Origin of the sequence: Pseudomonas sp. BIGb0381, from assembly GCF_024809815.1 — a bacterium.
Taxonomy (GTDB): Bacteria; Pseudomonadota; Gammaproteobacteria; order Pseudomonadales; family Pseudomonadaceae; genus Aquipseudomonas.
Map to the genome: position 1 here is coordinate 381,106 of NZ_JANUEN010000003.1, position 21,735 is coordinate 402,840.

At 60.7% G+C, this 21,735-nt stretch carries 21 protein-coding genes; 18 read left to right on the plus strand and 3 right to left on the minus strand.

Annotation, left to right across the window (positions count from 1 at the left end):
• Positions 1-65: 65 nt before the first annotated feature.
• Positions 66-1,064, minus strand: a complete 999-nt coding sequence (locus M2397_RS11820; protein WP_184743738.1) for an AraC family transcriptional regulator — start codon at positions 1,062-1,064, stop codon at positions 66-68.
• Between the two features lie 339 nt (positions 1,065-1,403).
• On the opposite strand from M2397_RS11820, the gene M2397_RS11825 reads away from it, so the two are divergent.
• From M2397_RS11825 to M2397_RS11835, 3 genes are all read left to right on the plus strand, one after another.
• On the plus strand, positions 1,404-2,735 hold the full coding sequence (locus M2397_RS11825) for a dicarboxylate/amino acid:cation symporter (protein WP_131697769.1): 1,332 nt from the start codon (positions 1,404-1,406) through the stop codon (positions 2,733-2,735).
• A gap of 171 nt (positions 2,736-2,906) precedes the next feature.
• Complete coding sequence (locus tag M2397_RS11830; RefSeq protein ID WP_131697768.1) at positions 2,907-3,893, plus strand: XdhC family protein; 987 nt, start codon at positions 2,907-2,909, stop codon at positions 3,891-3,893.
• Positions 3,893-4,480 carry an NTP transferase domain-containing protein gene (locus tag M2397_RS11835; protein ID WP_145338704.1) on the plus strand — a complete coding sequence of 196 codons (588 nt, stop codon included), beginning with the start codon at positions 3,893-3,895 and terminating at the stop codon, positions 4,478-4,480. The genes M2397_RS11830 and M2397_RS11835 overlap by 1 nt, the downstream gene beginning before the upstream one ends.
• 75 nt (positions 4,481-4,555) lie before the next feature.
• Here the strand turns inward: M2397_RS11835 and rne are convergent, their stop codons facing one another.
• Complete coding sequence (gene rne / locus M2397_RS11840) at positions 4,556-7,756, minus strand: ribonuclease E (RefSeq protein WP_259243204.1); 3,201 nt, start codon at positions 7,754-7,756, stop codon at positions 4,556-4,558.
• Between the two features lie 767 nt (positions 7,757-8,523).
• Between rne and rluC the strand changes: the two genes are divergently transcribed.
• From rluC to M2397_RS11855, 3 genes are read left to right on the plus strand one after another with little or no spacing between them, the layout of a single operon-like run.
• On the plus strand, positions 8,524-9,483 hold the full coding sequence (gene rluC / locus M2397_RS11845) for a 23S rRNA pseudouridine(955/2504/2580) synthase RluC (RefSeq protein WP_131697765.1): 960 nt from the start codon (positions 8,524-8,526) through the stop codon (positions 9,481-9,483).
• Entirely contained in the window at positions 9,470-10,132 is a 663-nt protein-coding gene (locus M2397_RS11850; protein WP_259243207.1) for an HAD-IA family hydrolase, read from the plus strand. Before rluC ends, M2397_RS11850 begins: the two co-directional genes overlap by 14 nt.
• Before the next feature lie 21 nt (positions 10,133-10,153).
• Positions 10,154-11,137 carry a S49 family peptidase gene (locus M2397_RS11855; RefSeq protein ID WP_145338701.1) on the plus strand — a complete coding sequence of 328 codons (984 nt, stop codon included), beginning with the start codon at positions 10,154-10,156 and terminating at the stop codon, positions 11,135-11,137.
• Positions 11,138-11,224: 87 nt separating this feature from the next.
• On the opposite strand, the gene M2397_RS11860 is transcribed toward M2397_RS11855, so the two are convergent.
• Positions 11,225-11,803 carry a nucleoside triphosphate pyrophosphatase gene (locus M2397_RS11860; protein ID WP_131697762.1) on the minus strand — a complete coding sequence of 193 codons (579 nt, stop codon included), beginning with the start codon at positions 11,801-11,803 and terminating at the stop codon, positions 11,225-11,227.
• A 105-nt stretch (positions 11,804-11,908) separates the two neighbouring features.
• Between M2397_RS11860 and M2397_RS11865 the strand changes: the two genes are divergently transcribed.
• The 12 genes from M2397_RS11865 (at position 11,909) to M2397_RS11920 (ending at position 21,703) form a co-directional block, all read left to right on the plus strand.
• Positions 11,909-12,439: a YceD family protein gene (locus tag M2397_RS11865; protein WP_027607804.1), complete on the plus strand. Its 531-nt coding sequence runs from the start codon at positions 11,909-11,911 to the stop codon at positions 12,437-12,439.
• A gap of 13 nt (positions 12,440-12,452) precedes the next feature.
• Entirely contained in the window at positions 12,453-12,635 is a 183-nt protein-coding gene (rpmF, locus tag M2397_RS11870; RefSeq protein ID WP_008152339.1) for a 50S ribosomal protein L32, read from the plus strand.
• A gap of 4 nt (positions 12,636-12,639) precedes the next feature.
• Positions 12,640-13,650 carry a phosphate acyltransferase PlsX gene (plsX, locus tag M2397_RS11875; protein ID WP_131697761.1) on the plus strand — a complete coding sequence of 337 codons (1,011 nt, stop codon included), beginning with the start codon at positions 12,640-12,642 and terminating at the stop codon, positions 13,648-13,650.
• 125 nt (positions 13,651-13,775) lie between these two features.
• Positions 13,776-14,714 carry an ACP S-malonyltransferase gene (fabD, locus tag M2397_RS11880; protein ID WP_032886801.1) on the plus strand — a complete coding sequence of 313 codons (939 nt, stop codon included), beginning with the start codon at positions 13,776-13,778 and terminating at the stop codon, positions 14,712-14,714.
• 24 nt (positions 14,715-14,738) lie between these two features.
• The gene (fabG, locus tag M2397_RS11885) at positions 14,739-15,482 is read left to right on the plus strand and encodes a 3-oxoacyl-ACP reductase FabG (protein ID WP_015885432.1); all 744 of its coding nucleotides are present in this window, start codon (positions 14,739-14,741) and stop codon (positions 15,480-15,482) included.
• A gap of 191 nt (positions 15,483-15,673) precedes the next feature.
• The gene (gene acpP, locus M2397_RS11890) at positions 15,674-15,910 is read left to right on the plus strand and encodes an acyl carrier protein (RefSeq protein ID WP_003442511.1); all 237 of its coding nucleotides are present in this window, start codon (positions 15,674-15,676) and stop codon (positions 15,908-15,910) included.
• Between the two features lie 127 nt (positions 15,911-16,037).
• Positions 16,038-17,282 carry a beta-ketoacyl-ACP synthase II gene (gene fabF, locus M2397_RS11895; protein ID WP_131697760.1) on the plus strand — a complete coding sequence of 415 codons (1,245 nt, stop codon included), beginning with the start codon at positions 16,038-16,040 and terminating at the stop codon, positions 17,280-17,282.
• Entirely contained in the window at positions 17,282-18,097 is an 816-nt protein-coding gene (gene pabC, locus M2397_RS11900) for an aminodeoxychorismate lyase (RefSeq protein ID WP_131697759.1), read from the plus strand. Before fabF ends, pabC begins: the two co-directional genes overlap by 1 nt.
• Position 18,098: 1 nt before the next feature.
• Positions 18,099-19,220, plus strand: coding sequence for an endolytic transglycosylase MltG (mltG, locus tag M2397_RS11905; RefSeq protein ID WP_131697758.1), 1,122 nt, complete (start codon positions 18,099-18,101; stop codon positions 19,218-19,220).
• 19 nt (positions 19,221-19,239) lie between these two features.
• Entirely contained in the window at positions 19,240-19,872 is a 633-nt protein-coding gene (gene tmk / locus M2397_RS11910) for a dTMP kinase (protein ID WP_145338698.1), read from the plus strand.
• Positions 19,865-20,854, plus strand: coding sequence for a DNA polymerase III subunit delta' (locus tag M2397_RS11915; RefSeq protein WP_145338697.1), 990 nt, complete (start codon positions 19,865-19,867; stop codon positions 20,852-20,854). The genes tmk and M2397_RS11915 overlap by 8 nt, the downstream gene beginning before the upstream one ends.
• A gap of 63 nt (positions 20,855-20,917) precedes the next feature.
• Entirely contained in the window at positions 20,918-21,703 is a 786-nt protein-coding gene (locus tag M2397_RS11920) for a TatD family hydrolase (protein WP_145338696.1), read from the plus strand.
• The last annotated feature ends 32 nt before the right edge of the window (positions 21,704-21,735 follow it).

Genomic DNA, 21,735 nt, shown 5'->3' on the forward strand with positions numbered 1-21,735 from the left:
TGTAAACACAGTCAAAGGTGGGAGGGGGCTCGCCCCCCGATGAGGCCCTCACAAACGACGCAGCGCTAACTCTCCTGCGCCCGATAGTCTCCCGGTGTCAGCCCCGTCCACTTCTTGAACGCCCGATGAAACGCCGACGGTTCGGAGAACCCCAGCTGCTCGGCGATCTCCTGCAAGGACAGATCCGCCCGCCCCAGGTGGTAGATGGCGATGTCCCGCCGCAATTCATCCTTGAGCGCCTGAAAGCTGGTGCCTTCTTCGCGCAAATGTCGACGCAGGGTTTGCGGGCTGACGTGCAAGTGCCGAGCGACGGCTTCCAGGTCTGGCCAAGGCGTGCGGTCGCGGCTTAACAACCGGCGTAACTGGCTGCTCAAGCTGTCTCCTTCATCCGGGCGTGACAGCAGGTCGGCGGGGGAGCGCTCAAGGAAATGCTTGAGGGTGCGCTCGTCCTGCAACAGCGGCAGGCTCAGGTAGCGGGCGGGAAACACCAGGCTGCTGTGCGGGGCACCGAACACCTGGGCGCAGGGAAATAGCAGGTCATATTCAGCGGCGTGGGTCGGCATCGGGTAGCTGAACGTGGCCTGTTGCAAACGAATGCGCTGGCCGATCAGCCAACTGCCCAGGCGGTGCCAGATCACCAGCAGGCATTCGCTGAGGAAGTGATCCGGGTCCCACAGTTGAGAATCATCCAGGATCAAACGGGCCATTTCGCCTTCCCGTGTCAGATGCCAGCGCGGGCCTTGTGGGAATAGGCTGTAAAATAACAAGCCGCGCTCCAGAGCCTTCTCCAGGGTGCGGCAGTGGATCAGCGCATGGCACATCATGGCGAAGGTGCCGCGTTTGCTCGGCCCGTCGGCGAACCCCAGGTATTCATCGTCCAGTGCCAGCCAGAGCATTTGCAGCAGCCGGGTAAATTGCTCGGGTGCAATGCGGGCGCGGGGTTCGGTCAACAGTTCCGGGGTGATACCCAGCTGTTGCAACAGGCCCGAATAGTCGTAACCGGCTCGACGCGCACCGCCGAGGGCTGCCCGGGCGTAATGACTGGCGATGGTACGTTCACGCATGCGGGGCCCTCGTCCATGGAATGGCGGATGGTAGTCATCCCCTGGCAGGGCGACAAGGCGGATATCCGCCAAATTGTAGGACGGGATTGGGCGGTGCGGCGGAAATCCGCCAGCTGATTCGGCACTTTAGTGGGGGCTTTAAAATCCGCAGCCCTGATGTCTTAAGGCCCTCAGGGATTTTCAGCAAAGTGGCACGGCGTTTGCGATAAGGATTACAGCGCAGGCCTGGTCCTACAGGCTTCGCAAACAACAAATCCCTCCAGTGCAGGAGGGTTCGCAATTCAAGTGTCGTGGGCAATGGCGGATATTTGCCACACGGGACGATTGAGGAATTTTGCAATGACGACTCGTCAGCCAATCTACAAATCCCTGTATTTCCAGGTGATCGTTGCAATCGTTATCGGTATTTTGCTCGGTCATTTCTACCCGCAGACCGGTGTGGCGCTCAAGCCACTGGGTGACGGCTTCATCAAGCTGATCAAAATGGTCATTGCCCCGATCATCTTCTGCACCGTTGTCAGCGGCATCGCCGGCATGCAAAGCATGAAATCGGTCGGCAAAACCGGCGGCTATGCGCTGCTGTACTTCGAAATCGTTTCCACCATCGCACTGCTGATCGGCCTGATTGTGGTGAACGTTGTGCAACCGGGCGCCGGTATGCACATCGACGTAGCGACCCTGGACGCTTCCAAAGTCGCGGCCTACGTCACTGCCGGTAAAGACCAGAGCATCGTTGGCTTTATCCTTAATGTGATTCCTAACACCATCGTCGGCGCCTTCGCCAACGGCGACATCCTGCAAGTGCTGATGTTCTCGGTGATCTTCGGTTTCGCCCTGCATCGCCTGGGTGCCTACGGCAAGCCGGTGCTGGACTTCATCGATCGCTTCGCCCACGTGATGTTCAACATCATCAACATGATCATGAAGCTCGCGCCAATCGGTGCCCTGGGCGCCATGGCGTTCACCATCGGTGCCTACGGCGTAGGTTCCCTGGTGCAGTTGGGCCAGCTGATGATCTGCTTCTACATCACTTGCCTGCTGTTCGTGCTGGTGGTGCTGGGCGGTATCTGCCGCGCTCACGGTTTCAGCGTGATCAAACTGATCCGCTACATCCGTGAAGAGCTGTTGATCGTACTGGGTACTTCTTCCTCCGAGTCCGCACTGCCACGCATGCTGATCAAGATGGAGCGTCTGGGTGCAAAGAAATCCGTAGTAGGCCTGGTGATCCCGACCGGCTACTCCTTCAACCTCGACGGTACCTCGATCTACCTGACCATGGCTGCCGTGTTCATCGCTCAGGCGACTGACACCCACATGGACATCACCCACCAGATCACCCTGCTGCTGGTGCTGCTGCTGTCTTCCAAAGGCGCTGCTGGCGTGACTGGTAGCGGCTTCATCGTGCTGGCTGCCACCCTGTCGGCTGTCGGCCACCTGCCGGTTGCCGGCCTGGCGCTGATCCTGGGTATCGACCGCTTCATGTCCGAAGCCCGTGCGCTGACCAACCTGGTAGGTAACGCCGTTGCCACCCTCGTTGTGGCCAAGTGGGTCAAGGAACTGGACACCGACCAACTGCAAAGCGAGTTGGCTTCCGGTGGTCGCGGTATCTCCGACACCCGTGAAGAAGATGACCTGGGCGTGGCCGAAGGCCCTGCACCGGTGATCAAGTAAGCCGCTGATGGCGTGAACCCACGCTGACAGCTATTCGCAAACGCCCCGACTGGTTCGGGGCGTTTGCGTTTGTGTGGGATTACTTTTTTGGAATATTTTGACTTACAGTCAATGACTCGATGAAATTCGCGCCACGCGGCACGTTCCAAACGCAGACTGGCAGGAGAAGTTATGGACAGCGTTGATTTAAATGTCCTGCGCAGCGTGCTCGAATGGCGCCGCGCCGGGCAGCAAGTGGTGTTGTATAGCGTTGTGCAGACGTGGGGCAGCGCGCCGCGTCCCCCGGGCGCCATGTTGGCTTTGCGTGGGGACGGCGTGGTTATTGGGTCGGTATCCGGCGGTTGTATCGAGGACGACTTGATCGCCCGTTTGCAGGATGGCCGTCTGGCCCATGACGGGCCACCGGTGCAGTTGGTGACCTACGGTGTGACGCGCGATGAGGCGGCGCGTTTTGGCTTGCCGTGTGGCGGTACGCTGCGCCTCACCGAAGAGCGTGTGGACGATTGGGCATGGGTAACGGAGTTGCTCGCACGCTGTGAGGCCCATGAAATTGTCGCGCGCGAACTGGACCTTGCGACGGGCCGCGTGAGCCTGAGCAGTGCGAACAAGACCGATGTGGTCACCTTCGATGGCGAACGCCTGCGGGCTATCTATGGCCCGCGCTGGCGCCTGCTGTTGATCGGTGCCGGGCAACTGTCGCGCTACGTGGCGGAAATGGCGCGCCTGCTGGATTTCGAAGTACTGATATGCGATCCGCGTAGCGAGTTTGTCTACGGCTGGGAAGAGCAGCACGGCCGCTTCGTGCCGGGTATGCCTGATGAGGCGGTGCTGAATATCCAAACCGACGAGCGCACGGCCATTGTCTGCCTGACTCATGACCCGCGCCTTGACGATATGGCGTTGCTGACGGCGCTGAACTCCAGTGCCTTCTACATCGGCGCGCTGGGTTCGCGGGTCAATAGCCAGAAGCGTCGTGAGAACCTGGCTGCGTTGGGTTTGTCGACGGACGCGATTGCGCGTTTACATGGGCCGATTGGCCTGCATATCGGTAGCCATACGCCGGCGGAGATCGCCTTGTCGTTGATGGCGGAAATTGTCGCTATCAAGAACGGCGTGGCGCCGATGCAGAAAAAGCCCCTCCCGGTGGTTGCTGAGTAATGCTGACGGCGATTGTTTTGGCGGCGGGGCAGGGCAGCCGGTTCCGAGCCGAGGCGGGGGCTGACCAGGATAAGTTGCTGGCCGATTGCGTGGGCCGTGATGGCGTGATGCGTCCGGTGATCGAGCAGGTATTGGTGAATTTGCCGGATAGCCTGGTGGCGCGCTGGCTGGTGACCTCGCCGGATCGCACGGAGGTCATTCGGTTGGCCGAAGCGTACGGCTGCCAGGTCTTGCTGCTGCAGTCAGCCGGCATGGGTGAAAGCATCGCCGCAGCCGTCGCGGCCAGTGCGTCGGCGGATGGCTGGCTGGTGGTCTTGGGGGATATGCCGTTTATCCAATCATCGAGCATTGAACGAGTGATTGAAGTGCTGGAGGAGGATGGCATCAGCGTGCCGGTGCAGGCGGGTGAATATGGGCATCCGGTGGCCTTTGGTCGCGCTTTGGGTCCGGACTTGATGGCGCTGACCGGTGATCGTGGAGGCAAGCCATTGTTCGCACGTGCCAGGGTTCGGGAAGTGCAGGTGGAGGATGCGGGGGTTCTGTGGGATGTAGATCTGCCGAAACGGTTGAGTTTTAGCGCGGACTAAATTTGATCTTCGCTGTTATCGGCATAAAAAAGCCCCGCCTGATCACTCAGGCGGGGCTTTTAGTGGCTGATGGAATCAGGCGAGGGGTTTAGGCTCGTTTTCTTCTTCCAGGGCTTTGTGCTCTACCACTTCTTCAGCAGCAGCATGCTCAACCACGGTTTCAGCAACCGGGGCTGGCGCCTCGACAGCTTCGACTACGGCTGGGGTGGCAGCAGCAGCAGCGGCGGCAGCTGCCTCAGCTTCCTTGCGACGACGACGCACTTCACGTGGGTCGTTCGGCGCACGGCCGTTTTCGGTCAGGGCGCTGGCCGGTGCGGCTTCTACCACTGGTGCTTCGACTTCGGCTACCACCGGTGCTTCAACAACCACTGGTGCAGCCTCGACAGCTGGCGCAGGCTCGGCAACCACTGCTTCGGCAACCGGCGCAGGCGCTTCTTCTACCACGGGGGCAGGCGCTGGTGCTTCAACCGGGGAGGCAGGTTCGGCAGTCCACTGGAAGGCGGTCTGTTCTTCGCGAACTTCACGCACTGCCGGGGCAGCTTCTTCGACAGCCGGCGCTTCAGCAGCGGCTTCAACCACTGGCTGAGGCTCAACAACCGGAGCGGGTTCTACCGCAAACGCTTCGGTTTCTGGCTGGGCGTCGTGGGTCGGTGCCACTTCCACTTCCGGAACCACTGGGGCTTCGATAGGGGTAGTTGCTTCAACGACTGGTGCTTCAACCACTGGGGTCTCGGCAACTGGCGTTTCAACGGCAGTGGTTTCTTCGACAGCGGCAGTCGCTCGTTCAGCCTGTTCGTTAGCCTGGGCTTCAGCAGGTGCGCTGATCACAGAGCTGGCAACCGCTGCGGTAACGGCCAGGCCGGCAGCCAGTTCGGCAGCGGTCGGTTCGTTGGTTGCGCCTTCTGCGTTCTCGCCGGCCTCTTCCGAGCCTTCGATCACATTGCCATTGGCATCACGCTGACGCTCACGACGGTTGCTGCGACGACGCTGGCCACGGGAGCGGCGGCGTGGACGATCGCCTTCGGCGTTGTCCTGGCCGTCTTCCTGCAGTTGCTCTTCGCCGGTCAGTACTTCTTCTTCGCTGGCTGCAGCGGCTTGCTCGGCACGTGGTTGACGCTCTTCACGCGGTGGGCGCGGCTGGCGCTCTTCACGTGGCGCACGCTCTTCGCGCGGCTGGCGAGCCGGACGCTCTTCAGCGGCAGTGGCTGCAGCACCTGCAACGGCAGGGGCGGCATCCAGTGGCTCGCGCAGTTCACGCACACGTTCTTCACGCTCGCCACGCGGCTTGCGATCTTCACGCGGAGCGCGTGGGGTACGTGGTGCGCGCTCTTCACGCGGTGCACGTTCTTCACGGGCCACGGCCGGGGTTTCTTCACGCGCTTCGCGAGGTGCACGCTCTTCACGTGGTGCGCGCTCTTCGCGAGGCGCACGTTCTTCACGCGGCTTGCGCTCTTCGTCACGGCGACCGTTGCGGTTACGGCTCTGCTGGCGACCGTTACGACGTTCTTCGTTACGCGCCGGGCGTTCGGTTGCAGGTTTTTCAACCACAACCGGTGCCGCAGGCTCTTCCTTGGTGGCGAACAGGCTGACCAGCGACTTCACCAGGCCCTTGAACAGGCTTGGCTCAGGCAGGGCGGCCGGTGCGGCAACCGGTGCGGCGGTTTCAACCGGAACCGGTGCGTTGGCACGTGCCGGCGCGGTCTTCACGGCAGCTTCCTGGCGCACCAGGGTGCGGGTCGCGGCGGCTGGCTGGACTTCTTCCACTTCGGCAGCGGCAGCAGCGATTTCGTAGCTGGTCTGGCCGCTGTGGGCTTCCGGGCTGTCATCACGCAGGCGCTGCACTTCGAAGTGCGGGGTCTCGAGGTGATCGTTCGGCAGGATCACGATACGGGCACGGGTGCGCAGTTCGATCTTGGTGATCGAGTTACGTTTTTCGTTGAGCAGGAAAGCGGCAACCGGGATCGGCACTTGTGCGCGGACTTCGGCGGTGCGGTCTTTCAGGGCTTCTTCTTCGATCAGGCGCAGGATCGCCAGGGACAGCGATTCAACGTCACGGATGATGCCGGTGCCGTTGCAACGCGGGCAGACGATGCCGCTGCTCTCGCCCAGGGATGGACGCAGGCGCTGACGGGACATTTCCAGCAGGCCGAAGCGTGAGATGCGCCCGACCTGTACGCGGGCACGGTCGGCTTCCAGGCATTCGCGGACTTTCTCTTCCACGGCGCGCTGGTTCTTGGCGGGGGTCATGTCGATGAAGTCGATCACGATCAGGCCGCCGATGTCACGCAGGCGCAGCTGGCGGGCGATTTCTTCAGCCGCCTCCAGGTTGGTCTGCAGGGCGGTTTCTTCGATGTCGCTACCCTTCGTGGCACGCGCCGAGTTGATGTCGATGGACACCAGGGCTTCGGTCGGGTCGATCACGATGGAGCCGCCGGAAGGCAGTTCGACGACGCGCTGGAAAGCGGTTTCGATCTGGCTTTCGATCTGGAAACGGTTGAACAGCGGCACGCTGTCTTCGTACAGCTTGATCTTGCTGGCGTACTGCGGCATCACCTGGCGGATGAAGGTCAGGGCTTCGTCCTGGGCTTCAACGCTGTCGATCAGTACTTCGCCGATGTCCTGGCGCAGGTAATCGCGGATGGCGCGGATGATCACGTTGCTTTCCTGGTAGATCAGGAACGGCGCGGAACGATCCAGGGAGGCTTCTTTGATGGCGGTCCACAGTTGCAGCAGGTAATCGAGGTCCCACTGCATTTCTTCGCTGCTGCGGCCCAGGCCGGCAGTACGCACGATCAGGCCCATGTCGGCCGGTGCGATCAGGCCGTTCAGCGCTTCACGCAGTTCGTTGCGCTCTTCGCCTTCGATGCGACGGGAGATGCCGCCGGCACGTGGGTTGTTCGGCATCAGCACGAGGTAACGGCCGGCCAGGCTGATGAAGGTGGTCAGGGCGGCGCCCTTGTTGCCACGTTCTTCTTTTTCGACCTGAACGATGACTTCCTGGCCTTCGCTCAGGACGTCCTTGATGTTCACGCGGCCTTCGGGGGCTTTCTTGAAGTACTCGCGGGAGATTTCTTTGAGGGGCAGGAAGCCGTGGCGCTCGGAGCCGAAATCGACAAAGGCAGCCTCAAGGCTTGGTTCGATGCGAGTAATACGGCCTTTATAGATGTTGGCCTTCTTTTGCTCGCGTGCACCGGACTCAATGTCCAGGTCGTAGAGGCGTTGGCCATCTACCAGTGCAACACGCAACTCTTCGGGTTGAGTTGCGTTAATCAGCATTCTTTTCATGTTGTACCGTCGGTTTCCGGGCTGCCGGAAACGGCGTTCGGCACACACGACTTCTCACGGTCGGTGTCAGGTGCGTCAAGAGTGGTTGGCCACTCCAGTGTCCAGCAAAATCGGCCAATTGGGCCGGTATCGCGACGGACGCGTCCTGCTTGTTAGCGGTGGTGACAAAGGCACCACTTCAACAAAAGCTAAGGTCAGGAGGAGGAATCAACCGGCGACTGTGGACGAGATGAAGCGTCTAAATATAAGCCTAGTGCTACACGGTCCGACGGTTGTGCATCTCCACCCTACACGTATCCCTGATAATTCGGGTGCTGCCGCGCGCAGAATCCGCAGCGGGTTGGCATTTACCGTGTTCTCCAATGGGGAGTCCACGCTCATGGCTAAACAAGACTGAGTGTGGGCGACTGCGCTCTCACTCAGCTCTTAACAGGCGTTGTTTCCGAAGCATTCGCCGTGGTCCGGCTCAAGACTGACTGCACTTTGTGAACTGGCCGTAAATATCGGCGCAGAACGCGAGTATTCACTCTGCTTTCTGCACTCGCTTCAGGCCTCATGTCACCTGCGCTTGTTACAATCTCAAGCCTTCCAGGGTGGCGAACGCCCCGTAGGACGGCCTCGCGTCCTGATGAATTGCGATGGTCAGGGCCGGCAGTTTGCCGCTAGTCCTCTGTCCAGGCCGCTTTTGGCGGCGTTCGCGACTATAGCAGCAATGATTAAGTGCTTCAATTCCATAAAAAATTGTTATCATCGCCGCCATGACGACTACCGCCCCCCAGACCCCCAGCGTCCAGCTGCTTGAGGTCTCGCCGGAATATGCCGGCCAACGCATCGATAATTTTCTCCTGGCCAGGCTCAAGGGTGTGCCCAAGACCTTGATCTACCGCATCTTGCGCAAAGGCGAAGTGCGCGTGAACAAGGGGCGCATCAAGCCTGAGTACAAGTTGCAGGCGGGCGATATTGTCCGTGTGCCGCCGGTGCGCGTGCCTGAGCGCGACGAACCTGTGCCCCTGGCCCAGGGCCTGTTGCAGCGCCTTGAGGCGTCGATTGTCTTCGAAGACAACAAGCTGATCGTGATCAACAAGCCTTGCGGTATTGCGGTTCACGGTGGCAGCGGCCTGAATTTCGGCGTGATCGAAGCCTTCCGTCAGTTGCGCCCGGATTGCAAGGAGCTGGAGCTGGTCCACCGCCTGGACCGCGACACCTCCGGCCTGTTGATGATCGCCAAGAAACGCAGCATGTTGCGCCACCTGCACACCGCCCTGCGCGGCGATGGCGTGGATAAGCGCTATATGGCGCTGGTGCGCGGCAACTGGGCCAGCTCTATCAAGAGCGTCCGTGCGCCGCTGCAGAAGAGCAACCTGCGCTCCGGCGAGCGCATGGTCGAAGTGGACGAGGAGGGCAAAGAAGCCCTCACCCTGTTCAAGGTACTGCGTCGCTTCGGCGACTTCGCCACCCTGGTCGAGGCCAAGCCGGTGACGGGGCGTACCCACCAGATTCGCGTGCACACCCTGCATGCGGGCCACTGCATTGCTGGCGATACCAAGTACGGTGATGAAGGTTTCTCCAAGGAAATCCGCGACCTGGGCGGCAAGCGCCTGTTCCTGCACGCCTACATGCTCACCGTGCCGCTGCCTGACGGCGGCGAGCTGAAGCTGCAGGCGCCGGTCGATGAGATGTGGGCCAAGACCGTGGAGCGCTTGAGTGTCGCACCTTGACTATAAGCTGCTGATTTTCGATTGGGACGGTACCCTGTGTAATTCCATTGGTCGGATTGTCGAGTCGATGCACAGGGCTTCGACCCGCTCGGGCTTTGAGTTGTGCACTGACCTGCAGGTCAAGGGCATTATCGGCCTGGGCTTGCCTGAGGCGATCCGTACCTTGTATCCCCAGATCAGCGACGCTGAGCTGGTGACGTTCCGCGACCATTACGCGGATCACTACATTGCACTGGAAGCCACGCCTTCGCCGTTGTTCGACGGTGTGCTGCAGTCGCTGGAGGCTTTTCGCGCCCAGGGCTATCACCTGGCCGTCGCCACTGGCAAGGCCCGTCGCGGGCTGGACCGGGTGCTCAAGGCGCACGATTTTGAAGATTATTTTGACATCACCCGCGCCGCGGATGAAACCGCCAGCAAACCTCACCCTCTGATGCTGGAGCAGATCCTTGCCCATTGCGGCGTTTCGCCGCGACAGGCACTGATGGTGGGCGATGCCTCTTTCGACCTGATGATGGCGCGCAACGCCGGTATGGACAGCGTGGCCGTCAGCTACGGTGCCCAGTCCGCTGAGGCGTTGCAGCAATACGAGCCTAGGGTCACGATTGATCATTTTTCTGAATTGCAGGCCTGGCTCAGTCGGGCTCAATAAGTCTTTGCTGGGGTTGATGGCATGAGTGACGAGTGGAAAGCGCCTGAAAAGGCTGAAAGCGGTGACGACAAGAGCTGGAAACTGCTGGAGAAGACGCTCCTGGCTGGCGTCCAGGAGCAGCGTCGTGCGCGGCGCTGGGGGATTTTCTTCAAGTTGCTGACCTTCACTTACCTGTTGCTCATGCTGGCGCTGTTCAGCCCGCTCATGGACATGGAAAAGAGTGCGACCCGTGGCGCCAACTACACCGCATTGATCGAAGTGCGTGGGGTGATTGCCGACAAGGAGCCTGCCAGCGCCGACAATATCGTCAGCAGCCTGCGTGCTGCGTTTGAAGACCCCAAGGTCAAGGGCGTGATCCTGCGCATCAACAGCCCAGGCGGCAGTCCGGTGCAATCGGGTTATGTGTATGACGAGATTCGCCGCCTGCGTGGCCTGCACCCGGATATCAAGCTGTACGCGGTGATTTCCGACCTGGGGGCCTCGGGCGCGTATTACATTGCCAGTGCCGCTGACCAGATCTACGCCGACAAGGCCAGCCTGGTGGGCTCCATTGGTGTGACCGCGGCCGGTTACGGGTTTGTTGGCGCTATGGAGAAGCTGGGTGTTGAACGCCGCACCTACACCTCGGGCGAGCACAAGTCATTCCTTGATCCGTTCCAGCCGCAAAAGGCCGATGAAACCCAGTTTTGGCAGGGGGTGCTCGATACTACCCATCGCCAGTTCATCGCCAGCGTGAAGCAGGGGCGTGGGGATCGCCTGAAGGATAAAGAGCATCCGGAGTTGTTCTCCGGGTTGGTGTGGTCGGGCGAGCAAGCATTGCCGCTGGGGCTGATCGATGGCTTGGGCAGTGCCAGCCTGGTGGCGCGGGATGTGATTGGCGAGAAAGAACTGGTGGACTTCACCGTTGAAGAGTCGCCGTTTGATCGTTTCTCCAAGAAGCTCGGTGCCAGCGTGGCTGAGAAGCTGGCGCTGTATATGGGCTTCCAGGGCCCGACGCTGCGCTAATATCTCAAGTCTGTCGTAGATCAAAATGTGGGAGGGGCGGTGAGACGATTCGACTTGCCCCCTCCCACATTTGGTTTAGCGGTGTTCTTAAGGGATTTGCACGCCTTCGCTGAGTAGCATGTCCACCAAGCGAATCAGCGGTAAGCCGACGAGGCTGGTCGCGTCCGGCCCTTCGGTGCTCTGGAAGAGGCTCACGCCCAGCCCTTCCGCCTTGAAGCTGCCCGCGCAGTCATACGGCTGCTCTATACGCAGGTAGCGCTCGATGCGCGCTGCATCCAGCTCGCGCATGTGAACAGTGAAAGGCACGCAGTCCACCTGGCAGTGCCCGGTCTCGCTGTTCAGCAGGGCCAGGCCGGTGAGGAAGCTGACACGCTTGCCACTGGCGGCCAATAACTGCTCGCGCGCATTTTCGAACGTGTGGGGCTTGCCGATGATACGGCCTTCCAGCGCGGCGACCTGGTCTGAGCCGATGATCAGGTGTCCTGGGTGGCTGGCGGCGAGGGCGCGGGCCTTTGCTTCGGCCAAGCGCTTGACCAGCTCGATGGCGGACTCATTTGCAGCGTGGCTTTCGTCGATATCCGGCGAGCTGCAGATGAATGGCAGGTGCAGGCGACTGAGCAATTCCCGGCGATAAACCGAGCTGGAAGCGAGTAATAAAGGCAGCATATACGTCTCCTCAAGGCAGCCGCCGATTCTAGCGGGGCGACCGGCCGACGCACAGGGCTGAATTTCCTTTGACATGGCTGGGTGCATCCCTATAATGCTGCGCCTATGTTGAATGACCCGATTCCACCTCACGTTGACCCGCGCAAATTGGCTGATCGTGGCACTTCCCTTCAAGGTGAGTTGCTGCTGGCCGATTTGGAGAGACTCTGCGACCCGCTTTCCGACACTGTCGGTACGGTGCAGGCCAAATTCGTTTTTGAACGAGATGAACGTAAATCTGTGGTAATTCACAGCTTTATCGACACCGAGGTCAAAATGGTTTGCCAGCGTTGTCTTGAGCTGGTCACCCTGCCGATTCACAGCGAGTGCAGTTATGCTGTGGTAAAGGAGGGTGCGAATACCCAGTCGTTGCCGAAAGGTTATGACGTGCTGGAACTGGGCGAAGATCCTTTGGATCTGCATGCACTGATCGAGGAGGAGCTTCTGCTCGCCTTGCCCATTGTGCCTGCTCATCATCCGGAAGAATGCCAGCAGCCGGCGGGTCTCGATGACGAGTCCGAACCGAGCGAGGACGAGGTAACGCGGTCCAACCCGTTCAGTGTATTGGCGCAGTTAAAGCGTGACCCAAACGTTTAGGAGTTAATCAATTATGGCTGTTCAGCAGAACAAAAAATCCCGCTCTGCCCGTGACATGCGTCGTTCGCACGACGCCCTGACGGCAAGCACTCTGTCTGTAGAAAAAACCACCGGTGAAATTCACCTGCGTCACCACGTATCGCCAGAAGGCGTATACCGTGGCCGTAAAGTGATCGACAAGGGCGCTGACGAGTAATCACTTGTCTGCTCAAGTCATCGCGATTGACGCAATGGGCGGGGACTTCGGTCCCCGCAGCATTGTTCAGGCCTGCATTGCCAGCCTGTCTGCTACGCCCTCGCTGCACCTGACCCTCGTCGGTCAACCCTCTCTCCTTGAAGAACTGATTGCCAGCCATCCGGCGGTGGATCGCGCGCGCCTGACTGTTACGCCCGCCAGCGAAACCATCACCATGGATGAAAAGCCGGCGACGGCCCTGCGCGGCAAGCCTGACTCTTCGATGCGTGTGGCCTTGGAGCTGCTGCGTGATGGCAAGGTGCAAGCCTGTGTCAGCGCCGGCAACACCGGTGCACTGATGGCGTTGTCGCGGCATGTGCTCAAGACGCTGCCGGGAATTGACCGGCCGGCGATGGTGGCGGCGATTCCGACGCAGAAAGGCTATTGCCAGTTGCTCGACCTGGGCGCGAATGTGGATTGCAGTGCCGAGCACCTGTTCCAGTTCGCCGTGATGGGCTCTGTGGCCGCCGAAGCGCTGGGCGTGGCTCGTCCGCGCGTGGCCTTGCTGAATATCGGTACCGAAGACATCAAGGGCAACCAGCAGGTCAAGCTTGCCGCGACCTTGTTGCAAGGTGCGCGAGGTCTGAACTACATCGGCTTTGTCGAGGGTGATGGTTTGTACCGTGGCGAAGCGGATGTGGTGGTGTGTGATGGGTTTGTCGGCAATATCCTGCTTAAATCCAGCGAAGGCCTGGCGACCATGATCGCCACGCGCATCGAAGCGTTGTTCAAGCAAAGCCTGGCGTCGCGCCTGGTGGGGGCATTGGCGCTGCCGTTGATGCGTCGCCTACAGGCCGATCTGGCGCCAGCGCGGCATAATGGCGCGAGCTTTCTCGGGTTGCAGGGCATTGTGGTGAAAAGCCACGGTTCCGCAGGCGTCGAAGGCTTCCAGAGTGCGATTGCGCGGGCCTTGATCGAGATCCAGGAGAACCTGCCGCAACGCTTGCACGGACGTCTTGAGGATCTGTTGCCTTAGGCGAATTGGCCTGGGAATGCTTAAATGTGACCGGCCAGTTCAATTGACCATCCAATCTGTCAGTTTCGTGCGCTCCCACCGAGGAGCGACCATTTCCGACGACCAGATCATTAGGGGCTTGTTACATGTCTACATCCCTCGCATTCGTCTTTCCAGGGCAGGGTTCGCAGTCCCTCGGCATGTTGGCCGAGTTGGGCGCGCAATACCCGCTGATCCTGGACACGTTCAAGGAAGCTTCCGAGGCCCTGGGTTACGACCTGTGGGCGCTGACCCAGCAGGGGCCGGAAGAGCAGCTCAATCAAACCGATAAAACCCAGCCAGCCATCCTGACCGCTTCGATCGCCCTGTGGCGCTTGTGGTTGGCCGAAGGCGGTGCGCGTCCGGCGTTCGTGGCCGGTCATAGCCTGGGCGAATACAGCGCCCTGGTGGCGGCGGGCAGCCTGACCCTTGCTGAAGCGGTCAAGCTGGTCGAGCGTCGTGGACAACTGATGCAGGAAGCCGTTCCGGCCGGGCAGGGCGGGATGGCCGCTATCCTGGGGCTGGACGATGCTGTCGTAATCGAAGCCTGTGCCGAAGCGGCCCAGGGTGAAGTGGTGAGCGCGGTAAACTTCAACTCCCCAGGCCAGGTGGTGATCGCCGGTGCCAAGGCGGCCGTCGAGCGTGCCATCGAGGGCTGCAAGGCACGTGGTGCCAAGCGCGCATTGCCGTTGCCGGTGAGCGTGCCGTCGCACTGCGAGCTGATGCGCCCGGCTGCCGAGCGTTTTGCCGAGTCCATCGCTGCCATCAACTGGCAGGCGCCGCAGATCCCGCTGGTGCAGAACGTCAGCGCGGCCGTGGCCGTCGACCTCGACACCCTCAAGCGCGACCTGCTGGAGCAACTCTACAAGCCTGTGCGATGGGTCGAGTCGGTCCAGACCCTGGCTGCCAATGGCGCCACCGAGCTGGTCGAGTGCGGCCCGGGCAAAGTCCTGGCCGGCCTGAACAAGCGCTGCGCCGACGGCGTGTCGACTGCCAACCTCAATACCCCGGATGCCTTCGCTGCCGCTCGTGCGGCGCTGGCCTGATCCCCGAACTTAGGAGAAGCCTGCATGAGTCTGCAAGGTAAAGTTGCACTGGTTACCGGCGCGAGCCGTGGCATTGGCCAGGCCATCGCCCTGGAGCTGGGTCGTCAGGGCGCCGTCGTGATTGGCACCGCCACTTCCGCCTCGGGCGCCGAGCGTATCGCCGCGACCCTGAAGGAAAACGGCGTACAAGGCACCGGCCTTGAGCTGAACGTGACCAGCGATGAGTCCGTGGCTGCCGTCTTGGCCGAGATCACCGCACAGTTCGGCGCCCCGGCAATTCTGGTGAATAACGCTGGTATCACCCGCGATAACCTGATGATGCGCATGAAAGACGACGAGTGGTACGACGTGGTCGATACCAATCTGAACAGTCTGTTTCGCCTGTCCAAGGGTGTTTTGCGCGGCATGACCAAGGCGCGTTGGGGTCGAATTATCAATATTGGCTCCGTAGTGGGTGCCATGGGCAACGCAGGCCAAGTAAACTATGCAGCCGCCAAGGCCGGTCTGGAAGGTTTCAGCCGTGCATTGGCGCGTGAGGTCGGCTCGCGGTCGATTACGGTCAATTCGGTGGCCCCAGGGTTCATCGACACCGATATGACCCGCGAACTGCCGGAAGCACAGCGTGAGGCGTTGCTGACGCAGATTCCGCTGGGCCGTCTGGGCCAGGCTCAAGAGATCGCGAATGTGGTCACTTTCCTGGCATCCGACGGTGCGGCATACGTGACTGGGGCTACAATCCCGGTGAACGGCGGGATGTACATGAGTTAAATTGTGACGGATCGCTTCAAAAAAATGTCATACGAGCTGTCTAAAATCCGTTATAAAGCTGCAACTTAATTTATAGGCAGGTGGCAAACCGGGTACAGGGTGAAGCTTTCAGTTGAAAAGCTGAAAAGGCTTTCTATACACTTACCCACTGGCCAGCTGCCTGAATTTGTCCATTAGGAGTTAAACAAGGTATGAGCACCATCGAAGAGCGCGTCAAGAAAATCGTTGCCGAGCAACTGGGCGTCAAAGAAGAAGAAGTGGTCAACACTGCTTCCTTCGTAGAAGACCTGGGTGCCGATTCCCTTGACACCGTTGAGCTGGTGATGGCTCTGGAAGAGGAATTCGAGACCGAAATCCCGGACGAAGAAGCTGAAAAAATCACTACTGTTCAAGCTGCTATCGACTACGTTACGAACCACCAGGCGTAATAGTTTGTAGTCGTCGCCTGCTGTTAGGGAAAAACCGCACTGCTGTAACGGCGTGCGGTTTTTTCTTTAGCGCTGATGAAAAGTAAGCTCTGAAGCAAAGTGTCGTCATTAGAAAAAGGAGAGTGCTGTGTCGCGTAGACGCGTCGTAGTCACCGGTATGGGTATGTTGTCGCCACTGGGTACGGATGTGCCGAGCAGTTGGCAGGGCATTCTGGCTGGCCGCAGTGGTATTGGTCTGATCGAACATACGGACCTTTCTGCCTATTCCACCCGTTTTGGCGGCTCGGTAAAGGGGTTCAATGTCGAGGAATATCTCTCGATCAAAGAGTCCCGCAAGCTCGACCTGTTCATTCAATACGGCCTGGCAGCCGGTTTTCAGGCAGTGCGTAACGCTGGCCTGGAAGTGACCGACGCCAACCGTGAGCGCATCGGCGTGGCCATGGGTTCGGGTATTGGCGGTTTGACCAATATCGAAGAAACCAGCCGCACGCTGCACGAATCCGGGCCCCGTCGAATTTCACCGTTCTTCGTGCCTGGCTCGATCATCAATATGATTTCCGGTTTCCTGTCCATCCACTTGGGTGCGCAGGGGCCTAACTACGCCATTGCTACGGCGTGCACCACGGGTACCCACTGCATCGGTATGGCGGCGCGTAACATCGCCTATGACGAAGCCGACGTGATGATCGCCGGTGGTGCTGAGATGGCGGCCTGCGGCCTGGGAATGGGCGGCTTTGGCGCCTCCCGTGCACTGTCGACCCGCAATGACGAGCCGACCCGTGCCAGCCGCCCGTGGGACAAAGGCCGTGACGGCTTTGTACTGGCCGATGGTGCCGGTGCCCTGGTACTCGAAGAGTTGGAGCACGCCAAGGCGCGTGGTGCCACCATCTATGCCGAGTTGATCGGGTTTGGCATGAGCGGCGACGCCTATCACATGACCTCGCCACCGTCCGACGGTGCCGGCGCTGCGCGTTGCATCACCAACGCCTTGCGCGATGCCAAGGTCAATGCAGACCAGGTGCAATACATCAATGCCCATGGCACCTCGACCCCGACTGGCGATTTGGCGGAAGCCGAAGCCATCAAGTCGGTGTTCGGCGAGCACGCCTACAAGCTGGCGGTCAGCTCCACCAAGTCCATGACCGGCCACCTGTTGGGTGCGGCGGGCGCGGTAGAAGCGATCTTCAGTGTGATGGCCATCAAGGACCAGGTCGCTCCGCCGACCATCAACCTCGATGAGCCGGACGAAGGCTGCGACCTGAACTTCGTGCCGCATGAGCCGCAACAGATGCCGATCGACGTTGCGATCTCCAACTCGTTCGGCTTCGGTGGCACCAACGGTTCCCTGGTGTTCCGCCGGTTCGCCGAGTGATGCACAGCTGGGTCGACGGTCAGCCAGCGGACAGCGTGCCCCTGAAAGATCGCGGCCTGGCGTACGGTGACGGCCTGTTCGAGACCGTCGCCGTCAAGGCCGGGCAGCCCGTGCTGCTTGACCGTCACCTGCAACGCCTTGATGAGGGCTGCAGGCGCCTCGCTTTCGTTGTGGATCAAGTGCTGGTCCGCAGCGAAGTGCAGGCCTATGCCGCCGCTCTCGGCGACGGTGTCCTCAAGTTGATCCTCACCCGCGGCGACAGCCTGCGCGGTTACGGCATCAACCCCGAGGCCCCTGTGCGTCGTATCTTGCAGGGCAGTCCGCCTGCTACCTATCCCCAGGCCCATGGAACCGACGGTGTTCGTCTGTTTGCGTGTGCCACCCGCTTGGCCGAGCAGCCGCTGCTGGCCGGTCTCAAGCACCTCAATCGCCTCGAACAGGTGCTCGCCCGTGCTGAATGGCAGGATGCCGAACATGCCGAAGGTTTGATGCTGGATATGTCCGGGCGTGTCATTGAGGGCGTATTCAGCAACCTGTTCCTGGTGCGTAACGGCTTGTTACTAACCGCTGATCTGAATCGTTGCGGCGTTGAAGGCGTCATGCGCGCCGAGATCCTGGCGCAGGCGCAAGCCCTGGGCGTCCCGGTGGCTGTGGCCGACATCAGTCTCGAGCAATTGCGCGAGGCCGACGAAGTCTTCGTATGCAACAGCGTTTATGGCATTTGGCCGGTGCGTGGATGCGCTGCGATGAGCTGGTCGGTTGGGCCGCTCACCCGTAAACTGCAGGGCATTGTTCGCGCGCTATTGGATATTTGAGTTGATACGAAAACTGGTTGTACTGCTGCTGATCGGTCTGTTCTCGGCGGCTTTGCTGTTGGGGTTTTCCGCATGGAAATACGACGCTGCCTTGAAGCAGCCGTTGAATCTGACCCAGGAGCAATTGCTCGATGTTCCGGCAGGGGCGACGCCCACCGGGACCTTCAATCGCCTGGAAGCCGATGGCGTGCTCGACGGCGCGTTCTGGTTGCGCCTGTATTGGCGCTTCAACCTCGACGGCCAACCGCTGCACAGCGGTGAATACCGCATGACCCCCGGCATGACCGCCGAAGGCCTGATCGGCCTGTGGCAGCGCGGCGAAGTGGTGCAATACAGCCTGACGCTGGTGGAGGGCTGGAATTTCCGTCAGGTGCGTTCGGCACTGGCCAAGCATGAAAAGATCGTGCAGACCCTGTCGGGCCTGAGTGACAGTGAAGTGATGGACAAGCTCGGCCATCCCGGCGTGTTCCCCGAAGGGCGGTTCTTCCCGGATACCTACCGCTTCGTGCGCGGCATGACCGATGTCGAGTTCCTGAAGAAAGCCTATAACCGCCTGGATGATGTGCTCGCCCAGGAGTGGAGCAAGCGCGCTGCCGATGCGCCCTATACCGACCCCTATCAAGCCTTGATCATGGCCTCCCTGGTGGAGAAAGAGACCGGTGTGCCGGAAGAGCGCGGGCAGATCGCCGGGGTATTCGTGCGCCGCCTGAAGATCGGCATGCTGCTGCAGACCGACCCGACCGTGATCTACGGGCTGGGCGAGCGCTATAACGGCAAGTTGACCCGTGCGCACCTCAAGGAAGCCAACCCCTACAACACCTACATGGTTGCCGGTCTGCCGCCGACACCCATCGCCATGGTCGGCCGCGAGGCGATCCATGCCGCGTTGAACCCGGTGCCGGGCAGCAGCCTGTATTTCGTCGCCCGTGGCGACGGTAGCCATATTTTCTCCGATGACCTGGGTGCGCATAATGCCGCCGTGCGTGAGTTCCAGCTCAAGCGCCGTGCCGATTACCGCTCAAGCCCGGCACCGATGGTCAAACCGCCGGAAGACGTAACGCCGCCTGCTGATGCACCCGCCGAGCCCGCGTCGGATGCCGCCGCGCCGCAAAGCCCGCAATGACTCTGACTAAGGACTGCCTGTGACTGGCTTGTTTATTACCCTGGAAGGCCCCGAAGGCGCCGGCAAAAGCACCAACCGCGATTACCTGGCCGGGCGCTTGCGCGCTGAAGGTGTCGAGGTGGTGTTGACCCGTGAGCCCGGCGGTACGCCACTGGCCGAGCGCATCCGTGAAGTGTTGCTGGCCCCAGGCGAAGAACAGATGAACCCGGACACCGAGCTCCTGCTGGTGTTCGCTGCCCGTGCCCAGCACCTGGCCGAGGTGATTCGTCCGGCCCTGGCCCGTGGTGCCGTGGTCATCTGCGACCGATTCACCGATTCCACTTATGCCTACCAGGGCGGTGGCCGAGGCTTGTCCCTGGCGCGTATCGCTACCCTTGAGACCTTTGTGCAGGGAGACTTGCGCCCTGACCTGACCGTGCTGTTCGACCTGCCGGTGGAAGTGGGCATGGCTCGCGCGAGCGCCCGTGGGCGTCTCGATCGTTTCGAACTGGAAGGCCAGGGGTTTTTCGATGCTGTGCGCAGCGCGTTCCTCAAGCGCGCCGAGGCTGAACCGGCGCGCTACCACCTGCTGGACGCGGCCCAGCCATTGACGCAAGTGCAGCAGGCCATCGACGCCCTGTTGCCCAAGCTGTTGGAGCGCGCCCGTGGCTGAAGCCTACCCATGGCAGGACAGTCTCTGGCAGCAGTTGGCCGGACGCGCACAGCACGCCCACGCTTATCTGCTGCACGGGCCGATCGGTATTGGTAAACGTGATCTGGCTGAGCGACTCATGGCCAGTTTGCTGTGCCAGCGCCCGGTCAATCTTGAAGCCTGCGGCGAGTGCAAATCCTGCCTGTTGCTCAAGGCCGGCAGCCACCCGGACAATTACCTGCTCGAACCCGAGGAAGCCGATAAGGCGATCAAGGTCGACCAGGTGCGTGACCTCGTCAGTTTCGTGGTGCAGACCGCTCAGATGGGCGGGCGCAAAGTCGTATTGATCGAGCCGGTGGAGGCGATGAACATCAACGCCGCCAATGCCTTGCTCAAGAGCCTGGAGGAACCCTCCGGCGACACGGTGTTGTTGCTGGTGAGTCACCAGTCCAGCCGTTTGTTGCCGACCATTCGCAGCCGTTGCGTACAGCAGGCCTGCCCGTTGCCGAGCGAAGCCATGAGCCTGCAATGGCTGGCGAAGGCGCTGCCGGATTGCTCCGAAGAGGAACGGGTCGAGTTGCTGACCCTGGCGGCCGGTTCCCCGCTGGCGGCCGTCAAGCTGCAAGCCCAGGGCGTACGTGAGCAACGCGCCCTGGTTGTGGATGGGGTGAAAAAACTGCTCAAACAAGAGCTGTCCGCCACCCAGTTGGCCGAAAGTGCCTGGAAGGACATTCCCTTGCTGCTGCTGTTCGACTGGTTCTGTGATTGGTCGAGCCTGATCCTGCGCTACCAGTTGACCCAGGATGAAAACGGCCTGGGCTTGCCGGACATGCGCAAGGTGGTGCAATACCTCGCGCAGAAAAGTGCCCAGGACAAGGTACTGACTATCCAGGACTGGATCCTCGCCCAGCGCCAGAAGGTGCTCGGCAAGGCCAACCTCAACCGCGTGCTGTTGCTTGAAGCGCTGCTGGTGCAGTGGGTTGGCTTGCTCGGCCGGCGTTAATTTCCTTGGCCGACGGGTGTATCGTTGGCCAGACACTTTCCGTGACTTAAGTCGTAATTTCCTATGCTTGTAGATTCCCATTGCCACCTTGATCGCCTTGACCTCACCCAGCACGGCGGCTCCCTTGATGCTGCCCTCGACGCTGCACGCCAGCGTGGGGTAGGGCATTTCCTATGCATTGGCGTCAGCGCCGAAAATGCTGCTGACGTCAAAGGCCTGGCCGAGCGTTATGCCGATGTGGATTGCTCGGTGGGTATCCACCCGCTGGACCTCAAGCCCGGCGAAGCCCCGGCCCTCGACTGGCTGCTGGGCGAACTCAATCACCCGCGCGTGGTGGCCATCGGCGAAACCGGCCTGGACTACCATTACGAACCGGAAGCCGCCGAGTTGCAGCAGGCCTCGTTTCGCTTGCATTTGCAGGCCGCCCGGCAAACCGGCAAACCGGTGATCGTCCACACCCGTGGCGCCCGTGCCGATACCCTTGCCCTGTTGCGCGAAGCCGCGTTGCCCCAAGCCGGCGTGTTGCATTGCTTTACCGAGGATTGGGACATGGCCAGGGCCGCACTCGACCTGGGTTTCTATATTTCCTTGTCGGGCATTGTCACGTTCCGCAATGCCGATGCCCTGCGCGACGTGGCGCGCCAGGTCCCGGCGGATCGCCTGCTGGTGGAAACCGATTCGCCGTACCTGGCGCCGATTCCCCATCGTGGCAAACCGAACCTGCCTGAATATGTACGGGATGTGGCGGATTACCTGGCCATGCTGCGCGGTGAGTCCTATGAGCGCTTTGCCGAGCAGACCACCGAAAACTTCAAGCGCCTCTTCCCTCTGGCCCATGTAGTTGCCTGACACGACTGAATCGCAGGCAAAAAAAACCCGGG